This window comes from Herbaspirillum sp. alder98, from assembly GCF_020179755.1.
Classification (GTDB): domain Bacteria; phylum Pseudomonadota; class Gammaproteobacteria; order Burkholderiales; family Burkholderiaceae_D; genus Herbaspirillum.
This window is the reverse complement of record NZ_JAIUCY010000001.1, coordinates 883,927-898,387: the sequence shown is the minus strand read 5'-3', so window position 1 is coordinate 898,387 and position 14,461 is coordinate 883,927. Positions and strand designations below refer to the sequence as shown.

General features: G+C 60.2%; 16 protein-coding genes. 7 read left to right on the top strand and 9 right to left on the bottom strand.

The genetic code is table 11. The features are described from left to right. Positions 1-30 precede the first annotated feature (30 nt). A complete protein-coding gene (murJ, locus tag LBW87_RS04180) occupies positions 31-1,584 on the bottom strand; it encodes a murein biosynthesis integral membrane protein MurJ (protein WP_225200162.1) in 1,554 nt (517 codons plus the stop codon). A gap of 273 nt (positions 1,585-1,857) precedes the next feature. On the opposite strand from murJ, the gene rpsT reads away from it, so the two are divergent. After that, positions 1,858-2,124: a 30S ribosomal protein S20 gene (gene rpsT / locus LBW87_RS04175; RefSeq protein WP_225200161.1), complete on the top strand. Its 267-nt coding sequence runs from the start codon at positions 1,858-1,860 to the stop codon at positions 2,122-2,124. Between the two features lie 144 nt (positions 2,125-2,268). Here the strand turns inward: rpsT and LBW87_RS04170 are convergent, their stop codons facing one another. The 3 genes from LBW87_RS04170 to LBW87_RS04160 all read right to left on the bottom strand — a co-directional run bounded on the left by LBW87_RS04170 (position 2,269) and on the right by LBW87_RS04160 (position 3,764). Beyond that, complete coding sequence (locus tag LBW87_RS04170) at positions 2,269-2,754, bottom strand: DUF192 domain-containing protein (protein WP_225200160.1); 486 nt, start codon at positions 2,752-2,754, stop codon at positions 2,269-2,271. A 109-nt stretch (positions 2,755-2,863) separates the two neighbouring features. Further along, a complete protein-coding gene (locus LBW87_RS04165; RefSeq protein WP_008119636.1) occupies positions 2,864-3,034 on the bottom strand; it encodes a hypothetical protein in 171 nt (56 codons plus the stop codon). 169 nt (positions 3,035-3,203) lie between these two features. Further along, positions 3,204-3,764, bottom strand: a complete 561-nt coding sequence (locus LBW87_RS04160; RefSeq protein WP_225200159.1) for a pseudouridine synthase — start codon at positions 3,762-3,764, stop codon at positions 3,204-3,206. Between the two features lie 180 nt (positions 3,765-3,944). Here LBW87_RS04160 and icd point away from each other — a divergent pair, with 180 nt between their 5' ends. Then, positions 3,945-5,201, top strand: a complete 1,257-nt coding sequence (icd, locus tag LBW87_RS04155) for an NADP-dependent isocitrate dehydrogenase (protein ID WP_225200158.1) — start codon at positions 3,945-3,947, stop codon at positions 5,199-5,201. Between the two features lie 163 nt (positions 5,202-5,364). Here the strand turns inward: icd and LBW87_RS04150 are convergent, their stop codons facing one another. Next, positions 5,365-5,571 carry a cold-shock protein gene (locus LBW87_RS04150; protein ID WP_008119630.1) on the bottom strand — a complete coding sequence of 69 codons (207 nt, stop codon included), beginning with the start codon at positions 5,569-5,571 and terminating at the stop codon, positions 5,365-5,367. 335 nt (positions 5,572-5,906) lie between these two features. On the opposite strand from LBW87_RS04150, the gene clpS reads away from it, so the two are divergent. Next, positions 5,907-6,221 (top strand): ATP-dependent Clp protease adapter ClpS, encoded by a 315-nt coding sequence (clpS, locus tag LBW87_RS04145; protein WP_008119628.1) that lies wholly within the window; start codon positions 5,907-5,909, stop codon positions 6,219-6,221. Then, positions 6,218-8,521 carry an ATP-dependent Clp protease ATP-binding subunit ClpA gene (gene clpA / locus LBW87_RS04140; protein ID WP_225200157.1) on the top strand — a complete coding sequence of 768 codons (2,304 nt, stop codon included), beginning with the start codon at positions 6,218-6,220 and terminating at the stop codon, positions 8,519-8,521. The genes clpS and clpA overlap by 4 nt, the downstream gene beginning before the upstream one ends. 179 nt (positions 8,522-8,700) lie before the next feature. Here the strand turns inward: clpA and LBW87_RS04135 are convergent, their stop codons facing one another. Both LBW87_RS04135 and dut read right to left on the bottom strand, forming a co-directional pair. After that, positions 8,701-9,792 carry a M48 family metallopeptidase gene (locus LBW87_RS04135; protein ID WP_225200156.1) on the bottom strand — a complete coding sequence of 364 codons (1,092 nt, stop codon included), beginning with the start codon at positions 9,790-9,792 and terminating at the stop codon, positions 8,701-8,703. A gap of 180 nt (positions 9,793-9,972) precedes the next feature. Continuing rightward, positions 9,973-10,434 (bottom strand): dUTP diphosphatase, encoded by a 462-nt coding sequence (dut, locus tag LBW87_RS04130; RefSeq protein ID WP_225200155.1) that lies wholly within the window; start codon positions 10,432-10,434, stop codon positions 9,973-9,975. Positions 10,435-10,661: 227 nt separating this feature from the next. Between dut and LBW87_RS04125 the strand changes: the two genes are divergently transcribed. The 3 genes from LBW87_RS04125 (at position 10,662) to LBW87_RS04115 (ending at position 12,664) form a co-directional block, all read left to right on the top strand. Beyond that, positions 10,662-11,258, top strand: a complete 597-nt coding sequence (locus tag LBW87_RS04125) for a TetR/AcrR family transcriptional regulator (protein ID WP_225200154.1) — start codon at positions 10,662-10,664, stop codon at positions 11,256-11,258. A 220-nt stretch (positions 11,259-11,478) separates the two neighbouring features. Then, entirely contained in the window at positions 11,479-12,144 is a 666-nt protein-coding gene (locus LBW87_RS04120) for a DUF3313 domain-containing protein (RefSeq protein WP_225200153.1), read from the top strand. 31 nt (positions 12,145-12,175) lie between these two features. Further along, the gene (locus tag LBW87_RS04115; RefSeq protein WP_225200152.1) at positions 12,176-12,664 is read left to right on the top strand and encodes a paraquat-inducible protein A; all 489 of its coding nucleotides are present in this window, start codon (positions 12,176-12,178) and stop codon (positions 12,662-12,664) included. Positions 12,665-12,706: 42 nt separating this feature from the next. Here LBW87_RS04115 and coaBC read toward each other — a convergent pair whose 3' ends face one another. Both coaBC and lspA read right to left on the bottom strand, forming a co-directional pair. Further along, on the bottom strand, positions 12,707-13,906 hold the full coding sequence (coaBC, locus tag LBW87_RS04110; protein ID WP_225200151.1) for a bifunctional phosphopantothenoylcysteine decarboxylase/phosphopantothenate--cysteine ligase CoaBC: 1,200 nt from the start codon (positions 13,904-13,906) through the stop codon (positions 12,707-12,709). Between the two features lie 37 nt (positions 13,907-13,943). After that, positions 13,944-14,456, bottom strand: coding sequence for a signal peptidase II (lspA, locus tag LBW87_RS04105; RefSeq protein ID WP_225200150.1), 513 nt, complete (start codon positions 14,454-14,456; stop codon positions 13,944-13,946). Positions 14,457-14,461: the final 5 nt, after the last annotated feature.

Genomic DNA, 14,461 nt, shown 5'->3' with positions numbered 1-14,461 from the left:
AAAATATTTTGGGAAGCGTCACCCGATTTGCTAACGACGTGCAATCCGCTTGAATTCGCTCAGGCGAAACCCCATAGCGAATAGGGGGCCGAAGTATGCGAGTGCGCACACTACCATCACCAGCAGCAACGCGCCGATGCGCAGCAGCGGATGCGCCTGCAATGCGATCCAGTCGAACTTGCCGGCAATCCAAAGGGCCACGCCGGCCAGCACCAGCAAGGCGCCCGTCATGCGTACCAGGAACATGCCCCAGCCTGGACGCGGGGTATAGATGCCCCGGTGGCGCAGCCCCCAGAAAAGCAGCAACGCATTGAGGCAGGCGCCCAGCCCGATCGACAGCGCCAGTCCGGCGTGGGCGAATTTGGGCACGAACACGGTGTTCATCAACTGGGTGGCGATCAGGACGATGACGGCGATGATCACCGGGGTGCGGATATCCTGCTTGGCGTAGAACCCCGGCGCCAGAATCTTCACCACCACCAGCCCGATCAGCCCCACGCCGTAGGCCACCAGCGCATGGCCGGTCATGGCCACCGACAATGTATCGAAACGGCCATAGTGGAACAGGGTCGCGGTCAGCGGCGTCGACAGCGTGGCCAGCCCCACGGCGGCCGGCATGGCCAGCATGAAGGTCAGGCGCAGGCCCCAGTCGAGCAGGGCCGAGTATTCGGTGGTGTCATCGGCGGCGTGGGCGTTGGACAGGCTGGGCAGGAGGATGGTCCCCAGTGCCACGCCCAGCAGCGCCGTGGGAAATTCCATCAGGCGGTCGGCGTACGACAGCCATGACACGCTGCCGTGCTCCAGTCGCGACGCGATATTGGTATTGATCATCAGGCTCAGTTGGGCGGCCGAGACGGCAAACACGGCCGGCCCCATCTTCTTGAGCACGCGCTTGACGCCTTCGTCGCGCAGGCCGATGGCCGGGTTCAGGTACAGGCGCGGCAACATGCCGATCTTCATCAGTGCCGGCACCTGCAGCGCCACCTGCAGGATGCCGCCGACCACCACCGCGAAGGCCATGGCATAGATGGGCTGGTCCATGAAGGGCGCCACGAACAGCGACGCGACGATGAAGGAAAGATTGAGCAGCACCGAGGTGAAGGCCGGGATCTTGAATTCTTTCCAGGTATTGAGGATGCCCCCGGCCAGCGCCACGAAGGCCATGAATCCGATATAGGGAAACATGATGCGGGTCATCACCACCGATGCGTGGAAGGCGTCCTGGTTGTATTGCAGGCCGGTGGCGATGAAGTAGACCACGAAGGGGGTGGCCACGATACCGGCCACGCAGGTGACCAGCATCATCCACATCAGCACGGTGGCGACATGGTCGATCAGGTGCTTGGTCTGCTCTTCGCCGCGCTGGTTCTTGTATTCGGCGAGGATCGGCACGAAGGCCTGCGAGAAGGCGCCCTCGGCGAACAACCGGCGCAGCAGGTTGGGAATGCGGAAGGCGATGTTGAAGGCGTCGGTGAAGGCCGAGGCCCCGAAGGCGCGGGCAAACAGGATTTCGCGGGCCAGTCCGGTGATGCGCGAGAGCATCGTCATGCCGGAGATGGCCGCCAGCGTTTTGTGCAAGTTCATGGAGCGGCATTATAGCGGCGTGGTCGCAGGCGACGGCGGCGCGCGTGGAATTGTCTGGATGGCAATAGACTGCGGGCAAGCTGGTCGGTTCGATCTGCCCGGCACGATGATCATGGCGGCCAGGCAACGGATCGGCCTGGCCGCTGTTGTTGGCATCGCAGGTAGTGTTTGCCCATTGCCGGAAAAGTAGTTATAATCCGAGGCTTCACAGAATTTGGCTTCGCGAGTCCTAAGGGTTAGCGGCGCATACGACTCTCGATTTAGGATAATTTCATGGCAAATACCGCACAGGCACGCAAGCGTGCACGTCAAGCAGTTAAGCAAAACGCGCACAACTCGAGCCAGCGTTCGACCCTGCGTACCGCAATCAAGGCAGTTCGCAAGGCAATCGCCGGTGGCGACAAGGCTGTTGCAACCAGCGTGTTCCAGGCTTCGGTGTCGACTCTCGACAGCATCGCCGACAAGAAGATCATTCACAAGAACAAGGCTGCTCGCCACAAGAGCCGTCTGGCTGCTGCCCTGAAGGCCCTGGCTGCCTAAATTGGCGCCGCGCTTGCTGCTTCGGTAGCAGGATTGCATGAAGGCAAGCAAAAAACCCGTCTGGTTTCAGGCGGGTTTTTTTCGTTGGTGCATCCGGTTTGTAATGCGTCGTCACGGCGCGCCGTTGTGGCGCACCGTGACGTGTCAGCGTGGCAGGCCGTCGATGCGGGTGCCGGGCTTGATGTTCTTTTGCTTGAACCAGCCGCGGTTCATCTCGAGGGCGTAGGTCGCGCCGCGCTTGGCGCAGTGCGAATCAAGCGTCTCCGGCTTCATTTCCTCGATGTTGATGATCTCGCCCTTTTCGTCGAGGAAGGCCACCGACAGCGGGATCAGCGTGTTCTTCATCCACATGCACACGCCAGCGGGGGCCTTGAACAAGAACAGCATCCCTTCGTTGTCGCCCATCTTCTCGCGGAACATCAATCCCTGTTCGCGTTCGGCTTCGGTCTGCGCAACTTCGGCCTTGATCAGGTGGATGCCGATGTTGAGCTGGGTGGTCGCAAAATGCTGTGGCGCAGCTTGCGCATGGGCCGCCGACAGGCTGGCCAGTGCCAGGGCCAGGGCGGTACAGCCGGCCAGGCGGGTGAATGCGAAGCCAAGGGAGGGGAAAGTACGGAAAGAGAGGCGCATGGTTGGCGGTTGTTCTTGGAGGTGGTCTACAAGGCAGCCACGATTATAGCGGCGCCAGAAATGCAAAAAGGCAGGTAACCCTGCCTTTTTTGAATCGCGCGGACGCAGATTACTTGGCTTCAGCAGCCTTCTTTGCCTTCTTGGCTTTCTTTGCCTTCTTGGCCTTCTTTGCCTTAGGAGCAGATGCTTCTGCCTTGGGCGCTTCAGGAGCAGCAGGGGCTTGTGCGAAAGCGGCAGTGGCGAACAGACCAGCGATCAGAGCGGCGATCAGTTTTTTCATTTTTGCGTCCTTCAGTTCAACATGTTAGGGATGTGAGGCAACGATGATTCGTGTGAATCACTGACAATAACGGCAGGCCGTGACAGAGGTTGACACTTATCAGGAACTTTTTTTCCAATAGTCATCTCTCTGTTAGTTGTCATTTTGTTAATTATCGCAATTGACCTGCCTAGTCATCGAGCAGTGCGGCATCGACTTCGCACCATTCGCCGGGCAGCAAAGGGTGCGTAGCCAGCGCGTAGGGGCCGATGGCGATGCGCACCAGGCGTAGCGTAGGTAACCCTACGGCGGCCGTCATTCGTCTCACCTGGCGGTTCTTGCCCTCGCTGATGGTCAACGCCAGCCAACTGGTGGGTTGGTCCTTGCGAAAACGGATGGGTGGCGTCCGCGGCCATAGCCACGCGGGTTCCTGGATCAGCTTGACTTCACTGCGCTGGGTGACGAAGTCGCCCAGGTCGAGCGGCTGGCGCAGCGTCTCGAGCGCACCGGGCGGCGCCATGCCTTCTACCTGCGCCAGGTAAGTCTTGGGTTGCTTCTTGCGCGGGTGGCTGATGCGATGCTGTAGCTGGCCGTCGTCGGTGAGCAGCAGCAGACCCTCGCTGTCGGCGTCCAGACGGCCAGCCGGATAGATCCCCGGAATATCGAGGTATTGGGCCAGCGTGGGGCGTTCGGGGTGGGCCGAGAACTGGCTCATGACCTGGAACGGCTTGTTGAATAAGATGAGAGGCATGCGCTACCGATTTAAGCGTTACAGTCCGCTAGTGTCGCAAAATCGCCGCCTTCAGTAAAATCGGCCCCCCGATGTGGCCGATAAGGCATGGTTTGCCAGGGGCGCCGACCGCCTTGTGCGAAATCTCTTAAAATTGCCCGCTGATTGTTTAACTGACCAGATTAACCGCCGGAGACCACGATGTCGTACCAACATATCCAAGTGCCCGCTGCAGGCGCAAAGATCACTGCCAACGCCGATTACACCTTGAACGTCCCGAGTAACCCGATCATCCCCTACATCGAAGGGGATGGCATTGGCGTGGACGTCACGCCGGTCATGCTCAAGGTGGTGGATGCCGCCGTGCAGCGCGCCTATGACGGCCAGCGCAAGATCCACTGGATGGAAATCTTTGCCGGCCTCAAGGCCACCAGGCTGTACGGCGCCGAGGTCTCGATGCCGGCCGAGACGCTGGATGTGGTCAAGGATTACCTGGTATCGATCAAGGGGCCGCTGACGACCCCGGTGGGCAGCGGCATCCGTTCGCTCAACGTGTTGCTGCGCCAGCATCTCGACCTGTATGTCTGCCTGCGCCCGGTGCGTTACTTCAAGGGCACGCCGTCGCCGCTGCGCGAACCCGAGAAGACCGACATGGTGGTGTTCCGTGAAAATTCCGAAGACATCTATGCCGGCATCGAATGGCAGAGCGGTTCCGACGATGCCAGGAAGGTGATCGAATTCCTGACCCGGGAGATGGGCGTCAAGAAACTGCGCTTTCCCGAGACCTCGGCGCTGGGCATCAAGCCGGTGTCGCGCGAAGGCACCGAGCGCCTGGTGCGGCGCGCGATCCAGTACGCCATCGAGCACGACAAGCCGTCCGTGACGCTGGTGCACAAGGGCAACATCATGAAATTCACGGAAGGGGCTTTCCGTGACTGGGGCTTTGCGCTGGCGGCCAGGGAGTTTGGCGCCGAGCTGATCGATGAAGGTCCGTGGATGCGCCTGAAGAATCCCAAGACCGGTCGCAACATCATGATCAAGGATGCCATCACCGACGCCTTCTTCCTGCAGGTGTTGATGCGTCCGGCCGAATACAGCGTGATCGCTACCATGAACCTCAATGGCGACTATATCTCCGACGCGGTGGCGGCGCAGGTGGGCGGGGTGGGCATCGCGCCCGGCGCCAACATGTCCGACTCGGTGGCGATGTTCGAAGCCACGCACGGTACCGCGCCCAAGTACGCGGGCAAGGACTACGTCAATCCGGGCTCGGTGATCCTCTCGGCCGAGATGATGCTGCGCCACATGGGATGGACTGAGGCTGCCGATCTGATCGTCGATTCGATGCAGAAAACCATCGCTTCCAAGCGCGTCACCTACGATTTCGCGCGCTTGATGGAAGGCGCCACGCAGGTGTCATGCTCGGGATTCGGCGAGGCGATGATCGAAAACATGTAAACGCGGTCGCAATGCCAGGTCAGGCCGGACTCGGGTCCGGCTTTTTTGTTGGTCGGCCGTGGTCTGATGGCGTAGCGGGGGGGAGGGAACCTGTGACGGAAAACCGACACACATAAAAAAGGCCTCGCATATGCGAGGCCTTTTTAGAGACGCACTGAAAAGATCAGTTGCCGTCTTGAATGTTCGATGCTTGCTTGCCCTTAGGGCCTTGCGTCACTTCGAAACTGACTTTTTGACCTTCTTTCAGGGTCTTGAAGCCGCTCATGTTGATTGCCGAGAAGTGGGCAAACAAATCTTCACCGCCGTCATCCGGGGTGATGAAACCGAAACCCTTGGAATCGTTGAACCACTTAACTGTACCTGTTGCCATAAAAACTATCTCTCAAATATAAACTAATCACACGAGCCGTTAAAGCAAGAAGCATCGCGCGTCACGCAGCCCCCTTTAAACTTGCCCCCTATTGAACTTACATTGACAAGCAGTAACTACTTACCAATGTTTTCCATTGTTCTCGGTCGAAAAGTAAAAGTCAAGGAAATTTCAACTTAAAGATTGGCCCGCTGTTCAGTTGATGGCGCACTGCACCCTTGATTTAGGATAATTCATCGTCATCTGCGCGACATCGGGAAAACGCGTAATATCTATTCATCTGGAGGTTACGTAATCATTGTGCGTTGCACAGTTATTGATGGTCGAATAAACGCATGGCAACCAAGCACGCAAATGATGGCGGTACAGTCCTGGAGCGACAGGAGTCGAAAGTCAAGCCGCCCCCGATGTACCAAGTTCTGTTGTTGAACGATGACTATACGCCGATGGAATTCGTCGTCGCAGTCATTCAGCAGTACTTCAACAAAGACCGTGAAACCGCGACGCAGATTATGCTCATGGTTCACCGCGATGGGAAGGGTATGTGCGGTGTGTATCCGAAGGATATTGCATCCACAAAAGTGGAACTCGTTTTAAACCACGCTCGAAAGGCAGGGCATCCCCTGCAATGCGTGATGGAGGAAGCATGATTGCGCAGGAACTCGAAGTCAGTTTGCACATGGCCTTTGTCGAAGCCAGACAATCGCGCCATGAATTCATTACCGTAGAACACTTGCTGCTCGCGCTGCTCGACAATCCGTCGGCGGCCGAGGTGCTGCGTGCCTGCTCGGTCAATATTGACGATCTGCGCAAGACGCTGACCAACTTTATTACCGACAACACGCCCACCGTGCCTGGCACCAACGAGGTGGATACCCAGCCCACGCTGGGTTTCCAGCGCGTGATCCAGCGCGCCATCATGCACGTGCAGTCGGCGTCCAACGGCAAGAAGGAAGTCACCGGCGCCAATGTGCTGGTGGCGATCTTCGGCGAGAAAGACTCGCACGCGGTGTACTACCTGCATCAGCAGGGCGTCACCCGCCTGGACGTGGTCAATTTCATTTCGCACGGTGTGCGCAAGGACCAGCAGGCAGATCCGCAGAAGGCACCCGAAGGCGCCGAGGACGTGCAGGCCGAAGGCCAGCAGAAGGAAAGCCCGCTCGATCAGTTCACGCAGAACCTGAACAAGGCCGCAGCCGAAGGCAAGATCGATCCGCTGATCGGACGCGATTCCGAAGTCGAGCGCGTCATCCAGACCCTGTGCCGTCGCCGCAAGAACAACCCGCTGCTGGTGGGCGAAGCCGGCGTGGGCAAGACGGCCATCGCCGAAGGCCTGGCCTGGCGCGTGACGCAGGGTGATGTGCCCGAGATCCTGAAGAATGCCGTGGTGTATTCGCTGGACATGGGTGCATTGCTGGCCGGCACCAAGTATCGCGGCGACTTCGAGCAACGCCTGAAAGCGGTGCTCAAGCAGCTCAAGGACAGCCCCAACGGCATCCTGTTCATCGACGAGATCCACACCATCATCGGCGCCGGTTCGGCCTCCGGTGGCACGCTGGACGCGTCCAACCTGCTCAAGCCGGCGCTCTCGAGCGGCCAGCTCAAGTGCATCGGCGCGACCACCTACACCGAATTCCGCGGTGTGTTCGAAAAAGACCACGCCCTGTCGCGTCGCTTCCAGAAGATCGACGTCAACGAGCCGACCGTCGAGCAGACCGTGCAGATACTGCGCGGCCTCAAGTCGAAGTTTGAAGAGCACCATGGCGTGAAGTATTCGGCATCGGCCCTGACCTCGGCGGCCGAACTGGCGGCGCGGTTCATCAACGACCGCCACCTGCCAGACAAGGCCATCGACGTGATCGACGAGGCCGGTGCTGCGCAACGCATCCTGCCGAAGTCGAAGCAGAAGAAGACCATCGGCAAGTCCGAGATCGAGGAAATCATTTCCAAGATCGCGCGTATCCCGCCGCAGTCGGTCAACCAGGATGATCGCGCCAAGTTGCAGACCATCGACCGCGACCTGAAGAATGTCGTGTTCGGCCAGGATCCTGCGATCGAAGCGCTGGCGTCCGCCATCAAGATGGCGCGCGCCGGCCTGGGCAAGACCGACAAGCCGATCGGCTCGTTCCTGTTCTCGGGACCGACCGGTGTGGGCAAGACCGAGGTGGCCAAGCAACTGGCCTTCATCCTCGGCATCGAGCTGGTGCGTTTCGACATGTCCGAATACATGGAACGTCATGCGGTGAGCCGGCTGATCGGCGCGCCACCGGGTTATGTCGGTTTCGACCAGGGTGGCCTGCTGACCGAGGCGGTCAACAAGAAGCCGCATTCGGTGCTGCTGCTGGATGAAATCGAGAAGGCGCACCCCGACATCTTCAACATCCTGTTGCAGGTGATGGATCACGGCACGCTGACCGACAACAACGGCCGCAAGACCGACTTCCGCAATGTGATCATCATCATGACCACCAATGCGGGCGCCGAGGCCTTGCAGAAGCGCACCATCGGCTTCACCGAGAAGAAGGAAGCCGGCGACGAGATGGTCGACATCAAGCGTATGTTCACGCCTGAGTTCCGTAACCGTCTGGATTCGATCATCAGCTTCCGCCCGCTGGACGAAGAAATCATCCTGCGCGTGGTCGACAAGTTCCTGATGCAGCTCGAAGAGCAGTTGCACGAGAAGAAGGTCGATGCGGTGTTCTCGGAGAGCCTGCGCAAGTTCCTGTCGAAGAAGGGTTTCGATCCGCTGATGGGTGCGCGTCCGATGTCGCGCCTGATCCAGGACATGATCCGCAAGGCGCTGGCCGACGAGCTGTTGTTCGGTCGCCTGGTCAGTGGTGGTCGTGTGACGGTCGAGATGGACGACAAGGAGCAGGTCAAGCTGGAGTTCCCGGAGGGCGACGACTCGGCGCCGCCGGAAGAACCGCAGGAAAAGCTGGAAGTGGAATAAGTCATTCATTCCACTGCAGGCGTAAAAAAGCCGGAACCTTGGTTCCGGCTTTTTTTCGTCCTGACGATCCCTCAATCCCCGTCGCCCTGACGAAAGTCAGGGTCCAGCGTCTTTCCTCGCGTATCGAAGAAAGCACCGGCAGCCCCGCAAATGCATCAGTGCCGCCCGTGCGTAACGCATCAGGGAACCAGCGGCTTGCCGGCTTCCTGCTTGGCCTTCACGATCTGCGAGACCTTGTCGATCATCGACAGCCGATAAGCGGTCGATGGATGCAGGGCCGTATAGCCGTTCGGCACGCTGGCCGGGTATTGCTCGGCCAGTCGCTTCCAGAATGCGGGCACGTTGTCGATGCTGTAGCCGGCGCGCGCCAGCAGATACAGCGACAGCGTATCGGCGGCCGCATCGAGGTCTTGCGGATAGACGCGGATGCCGGCGGTGCCGGCTGTTGTGGTCGGGTCTGGATGCGGCAGCAGCAGGTTGTCGATCACTTCGGCAGTGGTCGAGACCATGCGCTGGCGAATCGCGTGACCGAGGATGTTGTGCGCCATGTCCTTGGCGATCAGGTAGGCCAGCTCCTCATCGGTCTGCGTGAATTTCAGCATGCCACGGGTAATCAGCACCCGGCGTCCATCCGAATAGGTATTGACGTTCTCGGCATTGCCCAACTCGATGCTGAACGCGCAGGCATACGTCAATGGCACGTTCTGCGTACGCTGTTGCGTGCCCCGTTGCACGGTCAGGGCGATCGGCGCCTTCTTCACCACCAGCGGGCTCAGCAGGACCGCAGCCTGGCGTTCGGCATCGGTGCCCTGCGGCATCGGCTTGCCGGCCAGCGCCAGCAGCAGATCGCCGCGCTGGATGCCGGCCTGTTCGGCGCCGCTGCCGGGCAGCACGCCCGTCACCTGCAGGCGATCGTCATAGCCCAGGCTGCGCGCAGTCTCGGCATATTCGATCGGGAACGAGTAACGGTTCTTGGCCGTGAAGCCAAGCAGGTTGCGTGCATTGCCGCGACACAGTTGGGCGTTATTGGTGAGGAGCGGGGCGGCCACGCGATACAGGCGGTCCTGTTGGGCGATCAACTCGCGCAACGCCTTCTGCTGCGGGTTATCGGTCGGTTTGGCCACTGGCGTGACGACCGGTGTCGGGGCCGTCGCGGTAGCCGGTGCGACGACGACGGGTTCTTGCGTCGCGCACGCCGCCAGGGCGAACAGCGGCGCAGTGATTGCGATATTTCTGATCTTCTGCCATGCCGGCAGGAGCGGGTCGAGCATGCGGTTCTCCATCATTGTTTGCCTTTGCTGCCTAAGCCGCTGCGGGAGCTTCACCGGGTGGGCCAGGTTCATCGGGGTAGGACAAACTCTGCCGTACCACGGTTCCATTTTGGATGGTTCGGCGGCCGGACAGGACCTGCCGCGTTCTCGACGGGCAAACAGTTTCGGTTGATAAGGGATTCAGGACTTGCCGGTGCTGCCGAAGCCGCCGACACCGCGGCCGGTTTCGGTGGAAAACTCATCGACCAGATGCATGGCGACCTGAATCACCGGCTGGAACATCAACTGCGCGATGCGTTCGCCCGGGGTGATTTCATAAGGCTCGGTGCCATCGTTGGCCAGGATCACGCCGATCTCGCCATGGTAATCGGCATCGATGACGCCGATGCCTTGCGCCACGCGTACGCCGTGCTTGAGCGACAGGCCCGAGCGAGAGGCGACGATGGCGACCAGGCCCGGGTCCATCATGTTGATGGCGATGCCGGTCTTGACCAGGGTACGGCCGCCTGGCGGCAAGGTGACGGCTTGCTCGATGCAGGCGCGCAGATCCAAGGCGGCGGAGCCTTCGGTGGCATAGGACGGCAACTCGATCTTATCGCCCAGCAACGGGTTGACTACGCGGGTTTCAATTCTTCTGAACATCTTTAATCCTTGGCTATTTTTGGATTCTTGTTATAGCAATCACAAACAGGCGCGCTGCGCCGGTGGGGGATTTTATCAAGATAGCGAGGGGGGAAGGTGAAACCGATTGTCACGGCGCCTTGGCCCAGGACGACTGCATGAACGTAAATTCGGGTAGGTCGTTTGCGTCGCCCCCTATAACCGGCTATCGTTGCGCATTTCTCCGACCTGTTGCACGCGCCTAATCCATGGAAAATTCCGTTCGTTCAGAGAAATCAAGGCAGCTCATCATCCAGTCTGCGCTTGCCGTGATCGCACGCGATGGCGCCAACAAGCTGACCATCGATGCCATCGCCAAAGAGGCCGGCATCAGCAAGGGCGGCGTGCTGCATCATTTCCGTACCAAGCAGGCGGTTCTGGTGGCGCTGCTGGACAATCAGCGAACCCATTTCGCCAAGTTTGCGCGCGACTTCCTCGACAGCGATGGAAAGAATTCCCAGGAGCCATCCCTGGCCATGCAGATTTCTGTATTGCGCGAGGCCACCAAGCAGCCGCAATCGGTCGCGTTGGCGATTCTCGGCGCCATCAATGAGCAACCGTCGTTGATGGAAGGGCTGCGCACCGAAGACTCGGTTCATGTGGCCGCCATCAGGAACGAGGCAGATGACCCCGAGATGGCGATCCTGCGCTGGACGGCCGCGCGTGGGCTGCTGTGGACCTCGATCTTCAACATGTGCCCGTTGTCGGATGAAGAGCGCGCGCAATGCTTTGACATGTTGCTCGATGAATCGCGCTGGCAAAAGTCGCCGGCCAGGCGCGCCAAGGCAAAGAACGCCATCAAGTAACTCCCCCTCCTTAATATCCCTGCGCGATCCATCGCGCCTCCGGGCCGGTAAAACCACGGTTACAATAAAAACCGTCTGGACGGTATGTAAACTGGAAATACGGTGCTATAGTGCTTTCAAGGCCGGTGAGACCGACTCGAAACCGATGGCCGAAAAACCTAGCTGGCTGCACCTGCGCGACAGCGTAGCGCCGTAGCCGCACCCACCAAGGATATTAGCAATGCGTACTAACACTTCGGTGAAGCGTTTGGGCTTCGTCGCGCTCCTTTGCGCCCTGTTGACGGCTTGTGCGAGTTCGGACCCCGTGAAATACACGGGAATCGATTCGACCAGAGTGCTGGCGAACAATGTCGACGACAGCACGGGTCGTGTGCCTTTTTCTTATTCGTTGCCGGTCGACTGGAGCAGTTATCGCGCCGCGATAGTGGCGCCGGTGGTGATCTATCGCGGCGCCGACCATCAGTTCGGCGACATGAGTGAAAGTGACAAATCGGCACTGGCAAGTTACATGCAGCAAAAATTCACGGAAGAACTCAGAAGCCGCTTCACGTTGAGCGATACCCCGCGCAGCAACACGCTGCTGATCAAGTTGACCCTGACCGGCGCCAATACCAATACCGCCGTGCTGTCGACCTTCACCCGTTTCGATATCGGCGGCGGCCTCTACAACGCGGTGCAGAATGCGCGTGACCGCGAGGCGCTCATTGGTGGATCGGTGATCTATTCGGTCGAAGTCTACGACGCCAATGACCAGCGCCTGCTCAAGGCATTCATTACCAAGCAGTACCCGAAACCGTGGGATATAGGCGCGAGCATGGGTGCCCTCAGCGCCTCGAAGGCAGGCCTTGAAAAAGGTGCGAAGGCATTGTTGACGCAGCTGCGCTGACAAGAATCGGTACGTTCCAGTGGTCCACTGCATGCCAGCTCATGCCAGATCGATCAATCGTGGCCGTCGCGACTGGCGAGGGATGTTGGTGTCGGCGGCGTTGATGTCGCTGGTGGCGAGCAACCTCTTTCCGATTGTCGAAATGACGGCCAGGGGCAGCACGACCCGATTGCGGTTGTGGGAGTGCTTGCGCGGCGTCAACGATGGGCTGGCATGGCCGTTCTGGCTGTTGCTGGCGGTCACCCTGCTGTTTCCTCTGTGCGAGCTGACGAATATGCTCTATTCACTACTTGGACGCCAGCGCGCCGCACCAGGCGAACGCAGTCGTCTCATGCAGTTGCTCGATGGCCTGCGGCCATGGAGCATGATCCTGATGTACATGGGCGGGATGCTGGTCAGTATCAGCAGGATGGATACGATGGCGGTGATGCTGCCCGGGGTGGCGCTGGTGGCAATGGGGGTGCTGATCATTTTGCTGGCGGCGCTGCTGGTGATCGATACCAGCGACCTGAGAAAATGAAAGCGTCGCTCGGCGCGCCTGCCGCACGCCGGGCCTGATGGCCTAGCTGGCGTCGGCGCGGCGCGCGATCTCGCGCACCAGCTGGCGTGCCAGCGTCAATTTGTCGGCGCGCGGCAATTCGCTATGGCCATGCTGGTCGAACAGCATCAATGCATTGTCGTCACGGCCGAAGGTCTGCGGGCCCAGGTTGCCCACCAGCAGCGGTATATTCTTGCGCGCGCGCTTGGCTGCGCCATGTTGCTCGAGCTGTTCGGATTCGGCCGCGAAGCCGACGCAGAACGGCCGTTTCGGCAGCGCTGCCACGGTGGCCAGGATATCCGGGTTCTGGGCAAATTCCAGCTGCGGCAGGTCGCCGTCGGCATTCTTCTTGATCTTGTGTTCGCTGGCATTTGCCACCCGCCAGTCGGCCACCGCCGCCACCGCCACGAACACGTCCTGGCCGCTCACATTGGCCAGCACCGCATCCAGCATCTGCTGTGCGGTCTGCACATCGATGCGCCGCACCCCATAGGGCGCGGCCAGCGCGGTCGGGCCGGACACCAGCATGACCTCGGCGCCGGCTTCGCGCAGCGCCCGGGCCAGGGCATATCCCATTTTGCCGGACGACAGATTGGTGATGCCGCGCACCGGATCGATCGGTTCGAACGTGGGGCCGGCGGTCAGCAGCACGCGGCGGCCTGCCATCAGCTTGGGCTGAAAGGCAGCGATGATTTCTTCCAGCAGTTGTTCGGGTTCCAGCATGCGACCCATCCCGACTTCGCCGCAAGCCTGGTCGCCCGAATCGGGACCCAGCAGCAGGATGCCGTCCTGGCGAATCTGCGTCACATTGCGCTGGGTCGCCGGGTTCTGCCACATCTCGACATTCATGGCCGGCGCCACCATCAACGGCACCCGCGCAGGGCGCGCCACGCACAGCGTCGAAAGCAGGTCGTCGCAGGTGCCGTGGGCCAGGCGGGCGATGAAATTGGTGGAGCAAGGCACGATCACGATGGCGTCGGCATCGCGGGTGAGGTCGATGTGCGGCATGTTGTTGGCAATGCGCGCATCCCACTGGTCGGTATAGACCGTGTTGCCGGTCAGCGCCTGCATGGTCACGGCGGTGATGAAGCGGGTCGCCGCCTCGGTCATCACGACTTGCACCGACGCGCCGGCGCGGCCCAGGGCGCGCGCCAGTTCGGCGGCCTTGTAACAGGCCACGCCACCGGTCAGGCCCAGTACGATTTTCTTGCCAGCCAGCTCCATGCTTGCTCCCTTGTCCCTTGCTTGCCGCGATTCGAACTTACTTCTTGGAGACCCGCCGCAGTTCGTCCACGACGAACAATACCGCACCTACGCAGATCGCACTGTCGGCCACGTTGAAGGCCGGCCAGTGCCAGTTGCCCACATACACATCCAGGAAGTCGATCACATGGCCGTACACCACGCGGTCGATCACATTGCCGATGGCGCCGCCCAGGATCAGGGCCAGCGCCCAGCAGAACATGCGTTGCCCGGGATGGCGGCGCAGCATGTGCACGATGAAGATGGCCGCGCCAATCCCGATGATGGTAAAGAAATAGCGCTGCCAACCGCCGCTGGCGGCCAGGAAGCTGAACGCCGCGCCCTTGTTATAGACCAGCACCAGGTTGAAGAAGCCCGTGACCGGCACCGACTCGCCGTAGTGGAACAGCTTCAAGATGGTGATCTTGCTCAACTGGTCCAGCAGCAGCACGATGGTGGCGATGCCGAGCCACGGCAGCAGGCCCTGGCTGGATGTCGACGAGGCGGAGAGTGGACGCTTTTTGGTTGCCATGAGAG